Genomic DNA, 20,351 nt, shown 5'->3' with positions numbered 1-20,351 from the left:
TTTCTTCAATTGCATAAAATTTCAGGCTAATCATTGACTTGCTAAAATCTGGCTAGGACTAATGTCTAAGTTAATGTCAAATTCTAAAATTGTGTTTTATTAGTTGATGTATATAGATTGGTATCATATGTTAAACCTAAAGTAATTGACTCATGTATCCAAACTTGCTTGTTCAGATCAAAAAGAAATGGAACACTTAACACTTAAATACATTTTATAAATTTAGAGAATAATTGGCAATTTCCTCTGTAAATATGAAACCGGATAAAAATAATATAAAGGAAAAACGAGATTTATTTAATTACAAGTGGATCGCGAGGTTTTATAGAAGCAAATGTTATCCATTGACATTTCAAATTTTGCTTGTCTTGGCTCTATCAATTTTTATTTATGACGGTTTTGTAGGCTCAGAGAATTCCGATGAAAATTTGATTACCTTATCTTTATCTGGGGTCTTTTGGTATCCTCTTATCTTTGCTAGTCTATATTTTTTTGGTAGATCGTGGTGTGCTGTATGTCCAGTTGGAGCAATTGCAGGTGCATTTAATAGATTTAGTATAGAGCGCAAGTTCCCTCGGCGCTTATGCAATTGGGGATTACCACTTTTGACTTTTCTAATCCCTCTTTGGGGTTTTAGGGAATTTGGGATAAATGTTCTTCGGGAGCCACTGATTACGGCCATCTGGATAGTTAGCGTAATTGCTGTTGCAATTATTGTGAGTCTTATCTTTAGAGGCCGTGTTTTCTGCAAGTACATATGTCCTATTTCAGCTCCCCTAGCAGTTATGTCCCGCGTTGCACCAATAGAAGTGAGAACAAAGACAATGGCTACTCATTCAAACATGACTAATAAACATGAATACAGGGAGGAAAATCCGCCATCTTTAGCTAAATTATCCCCTATGATAATAAAAGAAATTCCTCTATTATCTAAAGAGAACACTAATCCACAGTCAAGAAGCATAGTTGGAGTTGGAAAAATTGATCCTACTTGTAAGACCTGCAAAACTCATGATTGCTACAATGGTAACAAACATGTTGAAGGCTGCCCTTGGGAAGAACATCCAGCTACTATGACTAGCAATTCCGCATGTAGCATGTGTATGAAATGCGTTCATTCTTGTCCACCTACCGAGCCCATGAGACTAAGACTAAGAATGCCATTTGCAGAGTTGTGGCAGGTATTTAGACCCAATATATATGAAGCCTTCACCATCTTGGCTTTGATAGGGATTTTTAGTACTTATTTGTGGCATGAATCAGTAGATTCGATATTCCCAGGATTTAGTCAAGGGCTTTCAGAAAATATAAAAGAGTTAATGCCTTTTCTAACTGAAAGACAGGTTGAACGGGGGGTAATAGGTTACGTCATGTCAATAGGGATAACAATTGGACTTTACTCACTAGCGGTATTAGTATCAAGTAGGATTTCTGGCATAAAGTTTAAACGAAATTTTGCAAACTTTGCTTATGGATATTTGGCAATCTTTGCTATCTATAGTATTGTAGGAGCCATCTTTGGCCAAGTTGCTCTTAATGGTGGAACTTATATAAATGCAGGGTTACAATATGTGGGAATTTATCTATATTTACCTGCGTCACTAATTGATATTAATTCTTCTGACGTCTATACCCTGAAATGGATTCCAGAGTCGATTATCTCTTTAATCGTAGGTGGATATATCACATATAGAATATCCCAGAATTTGACAGGACACGACAGAAAAAAAACAATACAGGGTTCTGTTCCTCATATCTTGATGATAGTATTGATGCTTGTAATATTTTCTACTATTGATCCAAGATGGGCATAAAATAATGAAAGTATCATTTCGTCGACCTCAACTTAGTTCGGAAAAAGTCATTTATACGATTTCTTTGTTCATACTGGTTTTACTTTATTACAATTGTTTTGGTTATAATGCTAATGCACAAGAAATGAGCTATGGTGATAATGGATCGCATCCATTGCTTATAAATGAAATTTCTACTATCCAAGAAAACATAGAAAATATTGTGATGGCTACTAACGAAGGGAATTATTCTAAGGCAAAAGAGTATATTGATGAAATTGATTCAAGTGATAATTGGTTTAATGTTTTGGAGGAGCTACAATCACGGAATTCAACCGACGAAATAGTTGCTTTCAGTAGCTCTCTGAGAACACTTGATATACTTATAACTGATAAAAACTCCAGTTCAAAAATTCAAGTCGAAGAATTAACAAGAGATTTTAACGAAATTGTAAATAGTTTAGCGATTCCTTTAGTGGATAGTTCCCGATTAATTATAACAACTACCGTCGGATTCATTGCAGTGACCATATTATTATATCTTATACCTTCAATTCGAAAGGTATTAACACTTAAATATTAAAGATTATTACATTTGCTTCATCGAAAGTGAACAGACTTGAATTTTGAATCAGATGCTATTCTCGATTCTGACAAATGATATATTTATGACAAGCGCTTATCTAAAAAGGGTCGCTATTGGCTTAAGCTATCGGCATCCATTTGATATTTTTTCATTCGTTAATAAGTTCCCACATCCAACTCTCACTTTATGGGCATATAACCAGAAAACCCCTCGTAAATCAAATTATTTCTGAATATATAGTATAGAATCGCAATAATAAAGAATTGAATAACGAGGATACTTATTCTACGCTAGATAAAGAATGTTATTATGAAACACCGAGGACAGAAGAAAAGGGTGGTCTAGGACATGATATAATATAGTGTAATGATCCGCGACTATATTGAATGGCTCAAAATAACAAAGGAATTACAAATTTCGATAGATAACTTAATAATTGTAGTGGCAGGAGTAAGTATTTTCAAATCCCCAATATGTGGACGCCTGTACGAATGTTTCTTTTTAATGTGATAACAAATCAATGAATTTTGAATGGAGTTGTTTTCTAATGTTGAGAGGGCGAAAAATCCTTGGAAATGATAGAAAGCTCTCTCATAACTGAAGTTGTATTTTTTTTAGATCAATCTATTAGAATGATTTACCATATATTGGTATATACCTTGAAAGACACATTGCATCGTTCTTCCATCTGTCATATATTACTCATCGAAAAGATATTTCATCGGTATTACAAAGAATTGACACTGATTACAATTTCGTGTATATACTACTAAATGATTCAATCATAAATTTGGAGTGCCGCCATAATAATCCTCAGAAGTTTCTAGTGTGTCATAAAAAAAAAGTCATGCGATAATAAGAACAAGGTTAGTAGTTTATCAACTTGCAGTGGCGGCATCAGTTCTGGTAATGGTATTAAAACTTTTCCAGCAAATCCGAGCATTAATGAGTTGTCAGATTTAGACATATTGCGAGCAAAGTTTTCTTTATGATATGGATAATTTGGCTTTTTGTGCTAAAATGAATATTATCAACAACATGGGTGGGCATCCTAGTCATTATGGCATTTGTTAGTCACATCGTTTGTAACGGTATTACACCAATTCATACTAGACCACAATATGGTAAGATGAGCCTAAACCAATATAAAGTATCAGCATTTTCTTATAAACTATTTCGTCGTTATTACTCATTCAAAATACTGCAGAAGACCATACATGTAATATGGTTCTACTGAGAGTTTAGCAACGAAAATAGGTTATTTTGATTATTTGAGAATATCTCTATAGTTGACGATTATCATAATGGTCGAATAATAATTAGCAATGACACAAGACATAAATTAATTGATAATAAATAAGGACCAGGCTGCATATATTTACATAAATCATTGGAGTCTTAACCTTTTAATATATATTTATCGATAAATGGACTTCAACTTTTTAAGACGTAATTTAATGAATTTATGACAAATATGTTCACGATCTCATTGCATATTATTTTTTTGTATCATTGAAAGCTTTTATAATACTTATTTAATATGCTAGACTATGTATAACAGTAACAAATTCAGTAAGATGACTTACTGCTTTTTAGGAATAGTTCTCTTACTCTTTTCCTTCTCTCTTACAAATTATGTATTGGCTCAAACAACATGGGAAACTTTCAAAGAGAAGGATGGACTTTATTCATTGCAAATTCCATCTAACTGGATACCACAAAAAGCACCTGAGCAAGATAAAGTAACTCCAATTGATGATTTATTTTACTATTACCCTGTGAATCAAGATTCGTTCGTTTGGGTTGATGTTATGATAGGCGAATCCCTTTATTACGATGTAAAGGATTCTCTGGATGCAAGTATAGCACTCTATAAAAGTTATGATAACTACAAATTAATACAGCCGGTTGAATGCGAAAATTTGACTTTAAACAATCTTTCGGCATGTTCGATGGTACAATCCTTACAAATGGAGAGTGAAATGCCCCGTAAGGAACTAAGCGTTGTTATGATCGATCCAAACGGAATTGAATATACAGCTTTGTTTGTAGCATCAGAAGATCTATATGATAAATTTCTACCCGTAGCTAAATATATGATTAGTACATTAACATTTGATACAGATAAGGTAGCCTCTACCTTAGGTATAGAGCCAAGCAGTTCTTCTACCTCCAATCAACAACAATTATCTCCATCATCTAACAATAGTTCTTCTAATGCAATGATAATTCCCGATTGGGATTTGCCACCTGTTGACAATAGCTTTTTAAATGCAAATTTGTCGAATTCCACGGAAACAGATATGAATAATATTTCGTCGATCTCATCAACTCCTGCCCCTATCCCAGGTTACAAGAATGTCAGTGATACTGAAAATAGTACATTCTTTAATTAGATACTAATGATTTCAGAGATAAACACTTCAAAATTGTGCCTGTGTTAGAACATTTAATTATTAGACAAATTTGATAAAGTATTTAGATATTGTGTATAAGGGATGAAGCAGCTGTCGAGATTCTTCACGGAAATTATTTAGTGATGATGACTGTATGACGATTTCACAAAATTACGGAAACGTTAGATCAACATGTGTTATTGAAAGCACAAACCATACATAAGTAAAATTTATTCGAGATGATAAAAGGAATACTGACTTGCTACTCCTTGGAGTTCGCAGAGCATTGATTATATAAATACAGAAGTAGCATCGACGGGAAGTAAAATTACTATTTTAAAATGAATACACTGGTAACTTGGAAATCCAGTTTATAGGGTCTTTTTTTACGAATCTTATAATACGTCAGTCATGAGTTATGTTCTCTATCACCACTCTAAATATGGGTTTTAACATTCTTTTAGTGTTATAAAAAGAATTTATATCACATCTGTACTTGCTAAATTGTGGACAACAGTCACAAACTTAGGTTAAGGAGACTCGCTAAAATATTTCCGATATTCATGGTTCTGTTGTTTCTTGTCACTTCTTCGTATTTGGGTAATAATGCGTTTGCTCAAACAACATGGGAAACTTTCAAAGAGAAGGATGGACTTTATTCATTACAGATACCATCTAACTGGATACCTCAAAAAGTACCGGAAGCGGATAAAGCAACGCCAATTCAAAGTACTTTTATCTATTTCCCCGAAGATGAAGACTCTTTTGTTTGGTTAGATGTATATGCTGGTGAATCATTATATCATAATGTAACTGAATCTTTGGAAGGAATTAGTTCTTATTATCAGTCATTTGATAATTACAAACTATTAAAGCCTGTTGAATGTCAAACCTTTGTGTTTAATGATATAAAAGCTTGTTCTATAACGGAAACATTCCAACGGGAGGATGAACAACCCCGGAATGCATTAAGCGTTAGTACAATAGATAGTAACGACATAGAATATTCTGCAGTATTTGTAGCATCAGAAGATCTATATGATAAATTTCTACCCGTAGCTAAATATATGATTAGTACATTAACATTTGATACAGATAAGGTAGCCTCTACTATAGGTATAGAGCCAAGCGGTTCTTCTGCCTCCAATCAACAACAATTATCTCCATCATCTAACAATAATTCTTCTAATGCAACGATATTTCCCGACTCGGAATTGCCAGAAATTCCATAAAAATGATCATAATTTGTCGATACAAATATCTTTTTACAAAGAGCGATTGAATGAAACATGAGAGATCTTTATTTAAAATATATTACTTCTTTTTCATATTCCAGTATCAAAGCAGTATTTCTGATTTTCTTTGTCGTTGTTGTATGTAGTTTTAATGTTTTATTACTAATAGAACCCGCAGAGGCTACTTTTAACGTTCACGAATCTATTCTACTTTCGTCCATAACTATTCATGATAATTTGATAGATAGATATATGACATTTGACAATAATGTCTCTACAGCTCCTCCAGCGTTCCAAAGTGCAATAGACTTAGGCAAAGTGACAGACAATATTGATAGAAAAAATATTGAAGGCTCAATTGGAGAAGGTATATCGGAGAATCGACCATTGATAACCGCTATGTCAAACAATACCGCCTCTACAAAAGCAGATTACTTTTTAAACCAGAATAAAACAGCATTTTCTTCCTCTCCTCTTTTAAAATATAAAGTCTTTTTAAAATATGGTCCTTATTATGTAAATGATAAGATCACCAATACCGCTTTAAATATTCATAACGGCGATCTGTTGATACTTTCAGCACATTCTCTATCTCTTAACCAAGACAAAATTCAAAAGAACGTTAATGTTTCAAAGAAAGTAATCCAATTTAGTCCAGATGGAAACTTTAGTACAACGATGAACGAATCTGTTTATCAAGTTGCTAACCTTACCAAAGATTCTCTAATCGCCAAAATCGGCCCGAAATGGTATCAGGGAGGGAAAAGTGAAAGTTTTATCTCCAAGTCGAATGGTACTTTACTTTTAGATGGCAATAATAATAAGAAATTGTCAACTAAATACAATTGGGTAGTTGAAGTATATATTAGTTTTAATGAATGCTCTAAAAACTTTGACAAATTAGAGATAATAGACAAGAAGATTGCGGACCTCGAAGATAATTTAAACAATTCAAAGGATAAGATAACAATTAAGAAAGAATTATCAAAAACAAATAACCTCAAAAAGATAGAACAAAATAAAGTTCTTGCATGTAATATTGATTATGCTAATATTTATAATAATGAAAATATTACCAAATCTGTACCTTTACCAAAGATATCTAGTTTGCTAATCAACAAACCCACTGACCCTACAAACACAAACACCAAACCTACAAACAACAACATCAACAAACCCACTGACCCTACAAACACAAACACCAAACCTACAAACAACAACATCAACAAACCCACTGACCCTACAAACACAAACACCAAACCTACAAACAACAACATCAACAAACCCACTGACCCTACAAACACAAACACCAAACCTACAAACAACAACATCAACAAACCCACTGACCCTACAAACACAAACACCAAACCTACAAACAACAACATCAACAAACCCACTGACCCTACAAACACAAACACCAAACCTACAAACAACAACATCAACAAACCCACTGACCCTACAAACACAAACACCAAACCTACAAACAACAACATCAACAAACCCACTGACCCTACAAACACAAACACCAAACCTACAAACAACAACATCAACAAACCCACTGACCCTACAAACACAAACACCAAACCTACAAACAACAACATCAACAAACCCACTGACCCTACAAACACAAACACCAAAGGATCCTCCTTAAGCAATGAGGATCTGATTCACTGGATGAGAATGCCAATAATATAAAACAAGGTCTAGAAAATATCTATAACCGACTCAATACCCTTGTAACTGTTTCTGATTCTCTTCAAAAGAAAGATACTGGTACATCGATATCCAATCCACTCTCACCTTCAATTGACTTTAATAAAATTAATCCACTCTCACCTTCAATTGACTTTAGTAAGATTACGCTACCTCCGCTGCTTGACCTTGGTTCAGCTACTTTACCGCCCTCCCTTAGCTTTGGTCAAACCTCTCAGGCACCGACGCAACCTACCTCTGGTACCATCGCCCCTAATCCTGAAGGTGAACCTGATACTGGAGCAGGTACAATACCTCCTAATCCTGAAGGTGAACCTGATACTGGAGCAGGTACAATACCTCCTAATCCTGAAGGTGAACCTGATACTGGAGCAGGTACAATACCTCCTAATCCTGAAGGTGAACCTGATACTGGAGCAGGTACAATACCTCCTAATCCTGAAGGTGAACCTGATACTGGAGCAGGTACAATACCTCCTAATCCTGAAGGTGAACCTGATACTGGAGCAGGTACAATACCTCCTAATCCTGAAGGTGAACCTGATACTGGAGCAGGTACAATACCTCCTAATCCTGAAGGTGAACCTGATACTGGAGCAGGTACAATACCTCCTAATCCTGAAGGTGAACCTGATACTGGAGCAGGTACAATACCTCCTAATCCTGAAGGTGAACCTGATACTGGAGCAGGTACAATACCTCCTAATCCTGAAGGTGAACCTGATACTGGAGCAGGTACAATACCTCCTAATCCTGAAGGTGAACCTGATACTGGAGCAGGTACAATACCTCCTAATCCTGAAGGTGAACCTGATACTGGAGCAGGTACAATACCTCCTAATCCTGAAGGTGAACCTGATACTGGAGCAGGTACAATACCTCCTAATCCTGAAGGTGAACCTGATACTGGAGCAGGTACAATACCTCCTAATCCTGAAGGTGAACCTGATACTGGAGCAGGTACAATACCTCCTAATCCTGAAGGTGAACCATACTGGAGCAGGTACAATACCTCCTAATCCTGAAGGTGAACCTGATACTGGAGCAGGTACAATACCTCCTAATCCTGAAGGTGAACCTGATACTGGAGCAGGTACAATACCTCCTAATCCTGATGACTCTGGGCCAGTATCTGGTAACACCGAACCTCCTGTCCTTCCACCCGATGACTCTGGGCCAGTATCTGGTAACACCGAACCTCCTGTCCTTCCACCCGATGACTCTGGGCCAGTATCTGGTAACACCGAACCTCCTGTCCTTCCACCCGATGACTCTGGGCCAGTATCTGGTAACACCGAACCTCCTGTCCTTCCACCCGATGACTCTGGGCCAGTATCTGGTAACACCGAACCTCCTGTCCTTCCACCCGATGACTCTGGGCCAGTATCTGGTAACACCGAACCTCCTGTCCTTCCACCCGATGACTCTGGGCCAGTATCTGGTAACACCGAACCTCCTGTCCTTCCACCCGATGACTCTGGGCCAGTATCTGGTAACACCGAACCTCCTGTCCTTCCACCCGATGACTCTGGGCCAGTATCTGGTAACACCGAACCTCCTGTCCTTCCACCCGATGACTCTGGGCCAGTATCTGGTAACACCGAACCTCCTGTCCTTCCACCCGGTAATGAGAACACCCTAACCTCTGATACAAGTAATGAGAATATAGTGCCATCCGAAGAATATTATGCTCAAGAATACTACCCACCAGAGGAATATCAGCCGCCATCCGAAGAATATTATGCTCAAGAATACTACCCACCAGAGGAATATCAGCCGCCATCCGAAGAATATTATGCTCAAGAATACTACCCACCAGAGGGATAAGTCATCTATAAAACATGGTTTTTAGGACAATGTCGCAAAATTATGGTGATTTAAAGATTATTCGTTGACTTAAAACATTTTACAAAATATTCAAGAAAATATCAAAATTACTGAGTAATATCATAGTCCTTTTGATAAGGCTGTTTTATCTTACTATTATGGTAGTTGACAAAGAATTGCACCTAATTGATCAGATAATCTAGTTAGTAATTCTTCACTCGCATAGGAAATAGGCCTGGGAGTTCTCTGAGCTGCTTTTGATTTGACAAATTGTTCCTTCGGATATAGTTCTCGGAGAGGAGGAATGAATAATAGACTCCAATCCAAGGAGTGTGCATGCCATTTGGTACCAGAACCCACCATCGAGTGATAGAAGATGCTTTTAATAAATCTGAACTACACTTGTCAGAAACCTTAGCAATAAACATCTTCCTGTCTTTGAATGGTATTACAAGAGAGGGTTTCCTGGTTTTTTGCTCCCATAACTATACACAACCAGATAAATTCTGAATCAACCTTAACTAATCTATCATCAACCATGATTTCTAAGATATACTTTTATCTTCGATGAAATCTTTCTGGAACCCTACTTCTAAATTCCAATTCTATCTGAGTCATGGTTTCTCGACTTTGTTTCAAATTAAAAATGCTTGAGATACTATTCTGGTGGATAATCTAAGTAGAATAGACTGCAGATTCAATATATGGTGATGTATGTTTTCTTTACTAGTCATAAGGAAATATTACATTTTCAAGCTATAAACTTATTCTTACGTTCACAACGCCACAAAGCAATGAATAAACATGTTAATGGAGTATAAAGCCAACCAACAACCTAAAGGCCTTAAATGGATCAGGTAAAGAAGTCATTTAACGAATCCTAGTAAAAAGTTTAATTTTGTCTGTAAATCATTCACTGTGATGCAATATTTTTATTCCTTATCATACGCCAGTATTTTTTATGATTCGGAAATTATAACTGGTTTCTTAATCCTATTGCAAACCATGTAACTTATTATGTAAATGATTGTAATAATATTAAGACATTTATAGCTTGTGGAAGCCAACTTAAGAGAAAGTATCAAACTTTTATTTGCCATAACCGCAAGTTCTTGTAGGGTGAAGTATCACGAGGACAAAATTCATAACTATCGAATATGCTGGTGAACTCAAAGAACCTATTTTCATTGATGGCATTTTTGATGTGTTTTATTCAGTTTTAGTTAAAGGAAATAATTAGATAAATGTTAGTTTGAAATTTGCATCTATACTACTAGTATTTCATACATGCTTCGTAGAATACGATAAGGTTATGTGACTTAATAATCATTTATGAATAAAATTTATATAGGATTTTGGAATTTGAAAGACAAAGAAACCTCATTGAAAGAATATATTCATATAGGTAAATGCTTCGCAGATTTCAAATTAGAAAAATTAATGAATAGCCCAACACTTAAAAGAATCTATTAGTTTCCATTCGATATTTCCATTAAGCTCCTCTTAATGTTTTTAAAAACAAAAAATGAATTTATGATCGTTAAAAAAACTAATCATAAGTTGCAATGTACTTAACATTCTAAAACACAAAAGCCAATGAACTTAAAATCAATTGATATTTTTTTATGCAACTAATAGAAAGGTAAAGTTTAACCTTTGAATGTTCATTCAATTCGGTTCGGCTAGTATTGATAATTTAATAAAAAGAAAAATTAATTGGTTGGAATTTCTGGCAGTTCCGATCCTGGGTTGGTCAAATTTGAATTTGTTGGTGATTGATTTACTGGAGATAAATCTATCTCTAAAGCTTCAGCCACCTTTGCTTTGTCAAAGGTTATGGTACTAATCATGTATTCAGCCACGGGCAAAAACTGATCATAGCCTCCAGATTTGCCTGCAAATGTTACCGAATATTCGATACCATTGGAATCTATAACCATAACACTTAACATCTTTGTTACCTGATCTTCACCTTCGAATTAAAAAGTCTCTATTAAAGAACAGGCTTGCTCCTTATTTATTGTATAGGTCTGGCATTCAACAGGCTGTAATACTTTGTAATCCTCGAAGCTCGAAGAGGCTGCTATTATAGACTCAAATGAATCAGTTGGATTATAATATAGGGATTCGGAGAGCCTTATATTCAACCAGGCAGGTGCCGATTCAGAGTTTTTTCCATAATAGTTGAATTGGTCATTTATTGGTGTTAGTTTATCCGCTTCTGGTACTTTTTGAGGTATCCAGTTAGATGGTATCTGTAATGAATAAAGTCCATCCTTCTCTTTGAAAGTTTCCCATGTTGTTTGAGCAAACGCATTATTACCTACAACCGTACACGTAATAAGAGACACTAAAACTATTATTATTCCAAATATTTTACTGGGTCTATTTAACGTAAGTTTGTGACTGTTGTCCACGATTTAGCAATACAGTTGAAGTATAAATTCTTTTTATAACAGGAAGAACGTTAAAACTCACAGTCAGGGTTGTGATGGAAAGGAGAAAGTAAAATTATGACTATTATAAATGATTGTTATAACAAGAGGATACAATTATTTCAAGGTTTGCCATATATGATAAAAATAGATGAAAAAGTGAAAGAACTAAACAGAAAAGAGAAATATTTCAAGGACTATAAAATCCAGTTAGATTATACCAAACATATGACTGCAGAAGGATTTGACAAATGTTATAGAAAGAAAATACTAAAAGAGAAGGAAGAAGCAGCGCTGTTTTAACACTACTATCAATTTCCCTGTGTTTGGCTATCAATCAAAAACTTTAAGAAAAGAAATCTACCCTTTTAGCAGTTCTCTCCCTTTGGAGTAATTGAATTAGGGTCATCTAATCGGTTTTTTGAAGAATTGATAATTGATATTTGCGATATCTTCTCCTTTTACATGGCCTAACTTACGTAATCTGTTTTCTAGAGTATATTGACAACTATTGAAACTTAGGTTTTCGCTCAGAATAAGATAATATTATTTGAGAAATTTGAATGACGTTTTAGGCCCATGGTTATCACTCTCCATGTACAATTTATTGAATGAAAAAAATTGCCGTAATTAAGAAAAATAAAAGATTTTCATAGATCTATTTGGTTTACGGGATTAGTGAGAAATCATAATTCAATGTGAAATTCCTTCGAGTTTGTCAGGTTAACTGCATCTAATAATATAATACAAAAATAATAAGGGTTACCGGCAACCGATTAGACAAAATTAGAAAAGAACCATATAAAAAAAATTAATAACTTTTTTTAGTGAATATTCACGTCGAACTTTTTCCATGCTTCAGCATATTTGTCAGACATCTCGTCTAACTCATACATTGCATAGTGTTTTGCATCCACCGATTTGGCTCTCCCCGCCAATACATTAGCCTCGAATGGTTTCATTACTCTACACATCACATTATAATGTGCTTTTCTAAGCCACATAAAGGTAATTTTATCGTCTTTAGTTTTGGCTTTCATATACTCGTGGGCAGACCGGATGTGGGGTCTGTATGCAAACGAATCTAAGGATTTGAAGGAATTAAAGTTATTAGTTGGGATAATGGAAAAATAGCACTTTTTATTACCACGTTGCCAATTAATCAGAACTATCGAGAGGCCGTTTGGTTTCTCGATAACATGCAGTTTACTGCAATTACAGCCCTATAAATCGTGACAAATAGGTTTGTCATATACATAAACCATTTCATCTTCTCTCAGACCAGAAAACATACCAAACTTAACTATGGTACCGATTTCACCGTCAACTGCAAATAACTGTTTTACCCGTTCCTCTATGTAGTTATCATCCACAATGTAGAGTTTCCCGTGTTCTGTCATTCCTGAAGAAAGATTATGTCTTCTTATAATTTTCTCCACCAGGTCTATGCATTCCTCATTATTGTATTTGTAGAGATAGTATTGTCCAAATTTTCGGAAAGAATCCATAATTCTTGAACGAACCCTTGGAGTGGTACTTCTTATTTCATCCACTCGATTAGTGAAAAACACATCTCTAAACCTCCTAAAATAGGATATCAGATCGCGGCAAGTATTCTTATGATATCCCCTGATATTAAGATAATAACCATGCATGTCGGTGGTATTTGCTTTCATGTAAAAGTCAGAAGCAAATTGTCCATCGAGCAGTGTTTTCATTCCCATCTTATCTGAATTTTCAGATAGGTTTTCTATTTGCTTGTCTTTTGTAATACGGTAAATATTGAGTGGGACGATCAATACCTATTGGGGAGCATATGTTCTATAGACTCCTACATTCGGGGGAAGTTCTTTAATGTGAATTCCATATTCTTGTTGTACCCCACTCGTTATACCCGGAGCGATAGGAACATCTCGTGCACTAATATACAATCCTATTCCATTATAGTAGCCCAGGTATATCCCCATGTGTACGCCATTTGACCATATATCACCCATTATAGGATTATTAGTTATTTGAAAGCCTTCAATTGGTTTCTTAGGATTTCCCCAATCAGCAGCAACATAAGGTTTATGTTTACCAATATTAAGAATATCTTTAGAGTTTGGAGAATAAATATTGAATTCTTTACCTGTAGTAAGATAAATTACTTCAGCAACAAAAATATTGCATTTTGCAGCGTTAGGATAAGCAGATGCATAATTGGGATTCCTACTATGAATTGTATCTCCATCTAATAAACCGATTCCCCATTTATCTCCTGGATCATTTTTCCACTCGTCTAATGCACCGAGGACGATTTGAATTTGAGGAAGATGTGAATTGTAACGGAGGCCATTTTGTAGGTTATTTGTGAAATCACTTATTGCTAGTGCGAAGGTAGGATTGCCTTCGTTTCGAGCAGCTTCAGAAAGCTTATTCAATCGTTCAATTACTTGTAGTTGCTGAGATGATAATGGTTGTTCATCAGAGGATGCCAAACTGTTGGACAGTTCGCCGGGAGTAGCTAATGTTTCATTGTCTGTAGGTAATGACTCTTCCTCTAGTAGCGTGGTTGAATCAAATGTTTCATTGTCTGTAGGTAATGACTCTTCCTCTAGTAGCGTGGTTGAATCAAATGTTTCATTGTCTGTAGGTAATGACTCTTCCTCTAGTAGCGTGGTTGAATCAAATGTTTCATTGTCTGTAGGTAATGACTCTTCCTCTAGTAGCGTGGTTGAATCAAATGTTTCATTGTCTGTAGGTAATGACTCTTCCTCTAGTAGCGTGGTTGAATCAAATGTTTCATTGTCTGTAGGTAATGACTCTTCCTCTAGTAGCGTGGTTGAATCAAAGATGTTCCCTTCGATTTGATGATTTGAAACTTCTAATATATTTCCGATGTAAGGATCAGGATATTGGACATCTGTAAGTAAATTGGGATGATATACAATTTGAAAAGTATGCATCTTCCTATCCATAGGTAATTCGTTCAAAGAACTATCTATGACTGCACCATTGTTGACATTTTCATCACAAATAGAAAAGTCGGTCAATTGGGCACAACCTCCAGTAACTTTGATCATGCCTTCTGGACATTTACTAGACTCGTATACGAGGGTACAGGGTGGCTCATTATCCTCGATATAGATTTCATTTTCTCCACAAATATCGGGATAACACCCTAAATTAAGATCATATTTTTCTCCACTTTTACAACCTTTTACCTTTTCTAATGGCACAGGTTTATGATCTAATTCACCGGGATTGCGAGTTTTATCATTGGAAATATCGCCTGGTGAATTCGGTGTTACTCCAGGGGGATAAATCTCAGGATCAGGTGTAACGACGATTTCATCTCCAAAACAGATTGGACCGTCCTCACCGACCATGCATTCTTCTTGAGCATAAACAAGCTTGGTAGGAAAAGAGTAAAGAAACTGAGATACAAGAATGAATCCAAAAAAAATTATGATCAGTTGATGGCCATGAAGATACTTATTCAATATTTGATTTGCATAGAGTAACTATTTTAAGATATTGCAGAGTTTATTGAGAATCATGCAATTGGCATATACTAGCATTAAATTATTTCATTATTCTACACACTATATTGAACTATGCCTATCAAGGCCAGCTAGAGGTATTCTTGTCATCCTTCTATATCTTTATCATAGCCAAATACAATTTATGAAACATATTATATAAAAACATAAAAATTTAGAGTTATTATATAATACATAGCCACGTGGTAGAATCCAATATTTTTATTCTTAAAGTAAATCCAAGATCTAGAGTTACTACAAATAAATACCGCAAACAGATTCAATGTCGTCAAAATAAAGTACAAGAATTTATTGGCGGGGGCATATATCCTCAACAAGAAATATCATCGAACTTGTACATTGGTCAGCCGAGAGAATCAAGGGACATATCTTTTATCAAAAAAAATAATTTTCAGAAAGTATTTGATCCAAAGCGCACTACAAAAAAATTCAACTTTGTTTAAAAGTGATAAAAACTTATTGTCACAATAGTGAATAACGACAATGATAAAATAGAACAGTCAGAATTTAATAACCTCAATAATAATAACAACAATAGTAATAATCTTATTATACTTTCTGAGAAAGATCCTCTTAAAAAAAACAAAAATCTCAGATCCGGTTTAACTGCCAAAAAGTATAAAAAACAGATCGAATGGCGCAGAGACAAAATTAAAGAACTGTATATAAGAAATTATTCCCAAGGAAGGATTAGTACCAAATTACGAATTAGCCAACCTACCCTTTGCCGGGACATTAACAATTTAAAAAACATCATAAATAAACGTAAGGAAAACTTTGGGCAATATATGATAGAAGAAAATCTAAAATTGATGCTTGTAGTTGACGAACAAATACGTAAAGATTGGAATTTACTTGATGATCCCAAATTAGAACCAAAAGAATTGCTTAAAGCTCAGGATACACTGATGAAGCTGATGAATAAAAAGGAACAATTGAATACTAGAGAAATCATAACAACTAGATTGAGTCTAATTTATGCAGAAATGATAGAAAAAGAGAAAGAGATCAAAGAAAAAGAAATGATCCTTGAAGCCTTTAGACAAAATACAAAACTGTCATGGGGTAGATTAAAAGCAGCCACAAGTAATGAAGCGATATTTTAAAATTACAAATAATAATTAGTTAATCAAATGCTTTTAAAAAAGAGATCCAACCTTTCAATAGTTTATTACCTTTTGGTGTAATTGAATAAAGTGTCAGTTTGATAGGTTTTTTTGGTGAATTTATGTTTGCAATGTCTTCTCCATTAACATATCCTAATTTGCGTAATCTGTTCTCAAGTGTGTCTTTAAGGACTCCAGAAACCTTGAAAAGTTTTCCATCAGAATGAGATGATATCTTTTGAGAAATTTGCGTAGTGCTAAGAGGATCTTCTGAATCATACAAAACCTTTAGAATAACAAAGCTGTTAGATATTTGAGCTCCCTCTATAAAATCATAAAATTTTACAATATTTTTCCATATGTTTTTGGATATTGGATCCTCTTCCTTTGTATTTTCCACTACTTTGATATTTTTACACTTAGTTGTCTATATGGTTTTTTACTTCCATTGGATTTTATTACCCAGTATAAAAATTTGATACACCAAAATTTTGCCATGCTGAAATATATTTACCAGAGATTTTTTCGGGATCGTTTAAAATATAGTGTCTAGCACTCACTGATTTGAATCGCCCTGCTAATACCTCAGCTTCATCCAGATCGAAGGCGTTTTTGAATCTGATTACATTGTAGTGAATTTTTCTTAATACAATATATGCGATTCCTGTTTCTCTTTTAAGAATTTTATGAGCTGCTGCTATATCATTATAATCAAACTTTTCCATAGTTCTCAATCTATTCCATAGGTGGGTAGGTATTATAGTGGCAAGGGCCTTTTTCTGTCCTCGAGTCCAGTTTATTGCAATCACGGTTAATCCATTTCTGCATTCAAAAATATGCAATAGATCGCATTGACATCCAAAAGATTGTTTACAGATTTCTTTTGTTTTGATATAACAAATCTCTGTTTCTCTTAAACCTGAAAACAAACCTACCTTACATGTAAAACCGATATCACCGGTCATCTTTATCACCTTGTTAATTTTCTCTTCTACAAATTGAGGACTTACTAAGTATATCCTATCCTTCTGATCTAAATCCCTATTAAGATCGTACCTCTCAATAATTCTTGCAATCAATATTTTTACTTCTTTGTTTCCATACCTATTGGCATAGAAATCCCCAAAGCGCTTAATTGACTGTAGAATCCAAGAGCGCTTGTGTTTTGCAAGTTTAAATAACTCAATATCAACAGATGGACTAAAAAACAACTCGACATATCTATTAAAGTAACTATAGTAGCATTTTGCTGTATGAGGATGATATCTTCCAAGAAGCCAATTAAGTAAATCTTGATCATCTATTTGTTTCCAAAAATCGAATTTCTGGCCGATTTGTGCTGTCACTAATCCTGAGGACTGAACTTGCATGTTCATAGTTTGGACTTGTTCATCATCTGAAATTCTTTTCAGTTTCCCACAAATAAGGAGGTTGCATAAATCTTTCAATGTCTTGCAATATAAATTATCCAGTTGTCTGTTGAATAAGTCTACATCGTCTTTTTTAATACTTGCACCTATGCTTATCCAATTTTTCTTTAATTTGATGTCCTTTGATGGTTCAGTATAAACTTTTGACATTTCCTATCTTGTATTATGGAATACAATATATTAAACATTATGTTTTCCATAATGTTTAATATATTAAGAAGAGTTTTTAATCTCTTAAGAAATAATTTTTACTTTTAAGAAAAACTACCACAATTAAACAAGGTGCTACTGATAGTATTAAGAAAATTCTTAATAATTGGATAAGATCCTCAATTGAAATTGTTATCATATTCTTAATATTTTTAACAAGTTGCTGGTAATTTGAAAGCGAGACCTTTCGAACTATAAGCGATGGACTGGGCGGGATTTGAACCCGCGATCTTTCGATTGCGAATCGAACGTTCGTACCAAGCTGAACCACCAGCCCTCGAATACCTTTTATGGGTTACCGGTGGTTACCTTATTACCACATTTATTACAATAGATTGCCGCTTGAGAATTTATATTATTGCATTTAATGCATAACACGCCTTGTTCTTGGGTGCTATTACTATTGTTCTTAAGTTCCCCATGAAGATTGGAAATGAGGTTTAAAAGTGTTACAATCTCCTCACTTTGCAGGCCTTCTAGTCTGTCGATTTTATCCTTAATCAATAGTTTGATATTATTTTCATCCTTTCTGCGCTGATTTTTTATCTTTGACTCGATAAATTGTGCCCCAAGAGTAGAAATTAAAATGCCTAAAATTGCAATACCAATAATCATTATTATTGTCGCAATTACTCTTCCTTCAAATGTTACAGGGTATACATCACCATATCCGACAGTAGTAACGGTAACCACCGCCCACCAAACTGCGTCTCCCAGGTTTGTTATCTTTGAACCTGGTGCATTATGTTCTACAACATACATGGTAAATGCACCAGCTGTAACTGTAATCATAGATAGTAAAACAATATACAAAAGCCTATTTCTGATTTCGTCCATTATTGTTAGAGTTCTGGATAAAACATGCATGAATCTAAAAATCTGAATAAGCCTCAAGCTTTTCAGTCCCGCCCCATACACAACGTTTGCTTCTAGTAAAGTAAGAGCATACAAGGGTATGAAAGCAGGAATCTCATACAAATGGGTTAAAAAATATTTGTAACCTTTTTTTGATCTTTTTATTCTTATTGCAAAGTCAAACGCCAAAATAATTGATACGATGAAATCAAATACAAATACGGCGACTAAAGCTTGACCAAGAGGATCATAAAAAAATTGAAGCAATATTAGGAAAACGGAAAATGCAGTCAAAGAAATAATAAAAAACTCAAAATTACTATTTCCTTTCATATTTTAGAATATGGAATACAAATCCATTTCAGTTTTTAGATACTTTGGTATGAACAATTTATGGTATTAAATTTTATATATTTATGATATTTGTTTTTTCCAAACTAAAAGATATGAATGCTGCAAATGCGTTGATCCCGCTTTCTTCTGAGATTTTTACATCAAGATCGTCTATTTGGCTAACCGGGCTGCTGGATTGATTAAAATATGCATTGAAGAGACTTAACCTAAATGAGTGAATTCGTTACACTGGATTTTAAGGTAATAAAGGAGTATTGGGATTCATACCTACTAAGCGATGACACAAAACTCAAAAGTAGGGTAGTATTAACCGGCGTGAAAAAATCAACAGTGAACCCATCAAAAGAGTATGAATTTAATTTTCAGTCTATCCAGTCTTTCATTTTTTCGGATAAAGCCACCGGACAACAACATAAGAAACTGTATACGAAGGAGGAGGTGGAATCATCTTATAATAAGGAGATAGTTTTTTCTACCACATCGGAAAAATGGAATGAATATTTACTAGATGACGATACTCGAGTAAGATTGAAAAATACTATTGCAGGAGTTACAAAGTCAGATCTATATTTACAAAATGGGGATCCAATTTACAACGTAAAGATTAGAGTATTGTCTAAAGTCAAAAGGCCAAATAAGTAATATTTTTGGCCGAGTTTTTACAAAATATCCTGTATTAGGTTCATCTACTATAATTTTCTTATTCAACCAAATTACTAAATATATTTACATAGAAATATGGTATCTTTTTACATGAAATGTAAGTTGCAATATCTCATAATGAACTCTAATACCTTCTCTGAGGCTAAAATCAATGCATTCCAATCCGAGAATTTTCTAATTCTTGATATCTGAAGCACCTATCT

19 protein-coding genes and 1 tRNA gene are annotated in these 20,351 nt (G+C 34.6%); 9 read left to right on the top strand and 11 right to left on the bottom strand.

Annotation, left to right across the window (positions count from 1 at the left end):
• Window positions 1–233: 233 nt before the first annotated feature.
• The 5 genes from AB0A59_RS09950 (at window position 234) to AB0A59_RS09930 (ending at window position 7,705) form a co-directional block, all read left to right on the top strand.
• Window positions 234–1,814, top strand: a complete 1,581-nt coding sequence (locus AB0A59_RS09950) for a 4Fe-4S binding protein (protein ID WP_458743434.1) — start codon at window positions 234–236, stop codon at window positions 1,812–1,814.
• Window positions 1,815–1,818: 4 nt separating this feature from the next.
• A complete protein-coding gene (locus AB0A59_RS09945; RefSeq protein WP_458743432.1) occupies window positions 1,819–2,376 on the top strand; it encodes a hypothetical protein in 558 nt (185 codons plus the stop codon).
• A 1,553-nt stretch (window positions 2,377–3,929) separates the two neighbouring features.
• Window positions 3,930–4,775 (top strand): hypothetical protein, encoded by an 846-nt coding sequence (locus AB0A59_RS09940; RefSeq protein WP_458743430.1) that lies wholly within the window; start codon window positions 3,930–3,932, stop codon window positions 4,773–4,775.
• Window positions 4,776–5,281: 506 nt separating this feature from the next.
• Complete coding sequence (locus AB0A59_RS09935) at window positions 5,282–6,007, top strand: hypothetical protein (protein WP_458743429.1); 726 nt, start codon at window positions 5,282–5,284, stop codon at window positions 6,005–6,007.
• Between the two features lie 57 nt (window positions 6,008–6,064).
• Window positions 6,065–7,705, top strand: a complete 1,641-nt coding sequence (locus tag AB0A59_RS09930) for a hypothetical protein (protein ID WP_458743427.1) — start codon at window positions 6,065–6,067, stop codon at window positions 7,703–7,705.
• Between the two features lie 232 nt (window positions 7,706–7,937).
• On the opposite strand, the gene AB0A59_RS09925 is transcribed toward AB0A59_RS09930, so the two are convergent.
• The gene (locus AB0A59_RS09925) at window positions 7,938–8,732 is read right to left on the bottom strand and encodes a hypothetical protein (protein ID WP_458743425.1); all 795 of its coding nucleotides are present in this window, start codon (window positions 8,730–8,732) and stop codon (window positions 7,938–7,940) included.
• Between AB0A59_RS09925 and AB0A59_RS09920 the strand changes: the two genes are divergently transcribed.
• Window positions 8,708–9,550, top strand: a complete 843-nt coding sequence (locus tag AB0A59_RS09920) for a hypothetical protein (protein WP_458743423.1) — start codon at window positions 8,708–8,710, stop codon at window positions 9,548–9,550. The two genes, AB0A59_RS09925 and AB0A59_RS09920, sit on opposite strands and share 25 nt — an antisense overlap.
• A 156-nt stretch (window positions 9,551–9,706) precedes the next feature.
• Here AB0A59_RS09920 and AB0A59_RS09915 read toward each other — a convergent pair whose 3' ends face one another.
• The 3 genes from AB0A59_RS09915 to AB0A59_RS09905 all read right to left on the bottom strand — a co-directional run bounded on the left by AB0A59_RS09915 (window position 9,707) and on the right by AB0A59_RS09905 (window position 11,967).
• Window positions 9,707–9,913, bottom strand: a complete 207-nt coding sequence (locus AB0A59_RS09915; protein WP_458743421.1) for a hypothetical protein — start codon at window positions 9,911–9,913, stop codon at window positions 9,707–9,709.
• A gap of 1,349 nt (window positions 9,914–11,262) precedes the next feature.
• Window positions 11,263–11,490, bottom strand: a complete 228-nt coding sequence (locus AB0A59_RS09910) for a hypothetical protein (protein ID WP_458743419.1) — start codon at window positions 11,488–11,490, stop codon at window positions 11,263–11,265.
• A 39-nt stretch (window positions 11,491–11,529) separates the two neighbouring features.
• Window positions 11,530–11,967, bottom strand: coding sequence for a hypothetical protein (locus tag AB0A59_RS09905; RefSeq protein WP_458743417.1), 438 nt, complete (start codon window positions 11,965–11,967; stop codon window positions 11,530–11,532).
• A 96-nt stretch (window positions 11,968–12,063) separates the two neighbouring features.
• On the opposite strand from AB0A59_RS09905, the gene AB0A59_RS09900 reads away from it, so the two are divergent.
• Window positions 12,064–12,288: a hypothetical protein gene (locus AB0A59_RS09900; protein WP_458743416.1), complete on the top strand. Its 225-nt coding sequence runs from the start codon at window positions 12,064–12,066 to the stop codon at window positions 12,286–12,288.
• A gap of 521 nt (window positions 12,289–12,809) precedes the next feature.
• Here the strand turns inward: AB0A59_RS09900 and AB0A59_RS09895 are convergent.
• From AB0A59_RS09895 to AB0A59_RS09885, 3 genes are all read right to left on the bottom strand, one after another.
• A complete protein-coding gene (locus tag AB0A59_RS09895; RefSeq protein ID WP_458743414.1) occupies window positions 12,810–13,025 on the bottom strand; it encodes a hypothetical protein in 216 nt (71 codons plus the stop codon).
• Window positions 13,026–13,208: 183 nt separating this feature from the next.
• A complete protein-coding gene (locus tag AB0A59_RS09890; protein WP_458743412.1) occupies window positions 13,209–13,784 on the bottom strand; it encodes a hypothetical protein in 576 nt (191 codons plus the stop codon).
• Window positions 13,785–13,787: 3 nt separating this feature from the next.
• Window positions 13,788–15,470: a hypothetical protein gene (locus tag AB0A59_RS09885; RefSeq protein ID WP_458743410.1), complete on the bottom strand. Its 1,683-nt coding sequence runs from the start codon at window positions 15,468–15,470 to the stop codon at window positions 13,788–13,790.
• A gap of 530 nt (window positions 15,471–16,000) precedes the next feature.
• Between AB0A59_RS09885 and AB0A59_RS09880 the strand changes: the two genes are divergently transcribed.
• Window positions 16,001–16,636, top strand: a complete 636-nt coding sequence (locus tag AB0A59_RS09880) for a hypothetical protein (RefSeq protein ID WP_458743408.1) — start codon at window positions 16,001–16,003, stop codon at window positions 16,634–16,636.
• Window positions 16,637–16,655: 19 nt separating this feature from the next.
• Here the strand turns inward: AB0A59_RS09880 and AB0A59_RS09875 are convergent, their stop codons facing one another.
• The 4 genes from AB0A59_RS09875 to AB0A59_RS09860 form a co-directional block, all read right to left on the bottom strand.
• A complete protein-coding gene (locus AB0A59_RS09875) occupies window positions 16,656–17,036 on the bottom strand; it encodes a PadR family transcriptional regulator (RefSeq protein WP_458743407.1) in 381 nt (126 codons plus the stop codon).
• Window positions 17,037–17,094: 58 nt separating this feature from the next.
• Window positions 17,095–18,216 carry an integrase gene (locus tag AB0A59_RS09870; protein WP_458743405.1) on the bottom strand — a complete coding sequence of 374 codons (1,122 nt, stop codon included), beginning with the start codon at window positions 18,214–18,216 and terminating at the stop codon, window positions 17,095–17,097.
• A 262-nt stretch (window positions 18,217–18,478) separates the two neighbouring features.
• Window positions 18,479–18,553: transfer RNA gene (locus AB0A59_RS09865), tRNA-Ala, on the bottom strand.
• 11 nt (window positions 18,554–18,564) lie between these two features.
• The gene (locus tag AB0A59_RS09860; RefSeq protein ID WP_458743403.1) at window positions 18,565–19,464 is read right to left on the bottom strand and encodes an ion transporter; all 900 of its coding nucleotides are present in this window, start codon (window positions 19,462–19,464) and stop codon (window positions 18,565–18,567) included.
• A gap of 231 nt (window positions 19,465–19,695) precedes the next feature.
• Between AB0A59_RS09860 and AB0A59_RS09855 the strand changes: the two genes are divergently transcribed.
• Window positions 19,696–20,127: a hypothetical protein gene (locus AB0A59_RS09855; RefSeq protein WP_458743401.1), complete on the top strand. Its 432-nt coding sequence runs from the start codon at window positions 19,696–19,698 to the stop codon at window positions 20,125–20,127.
• Window positions 20,128–20,351 lie beyond the last annotated feature (224 nt).

The sequence above is a fragment of the Candidatus Nitrosocosmicus sp. T genome (assembly GCF_054408485.1).
The sequence above is the reverse complement of the archived record's forward strand: the minus strand, read 5'-3'. Positions and strand labels throughout refer to the sequence as shown.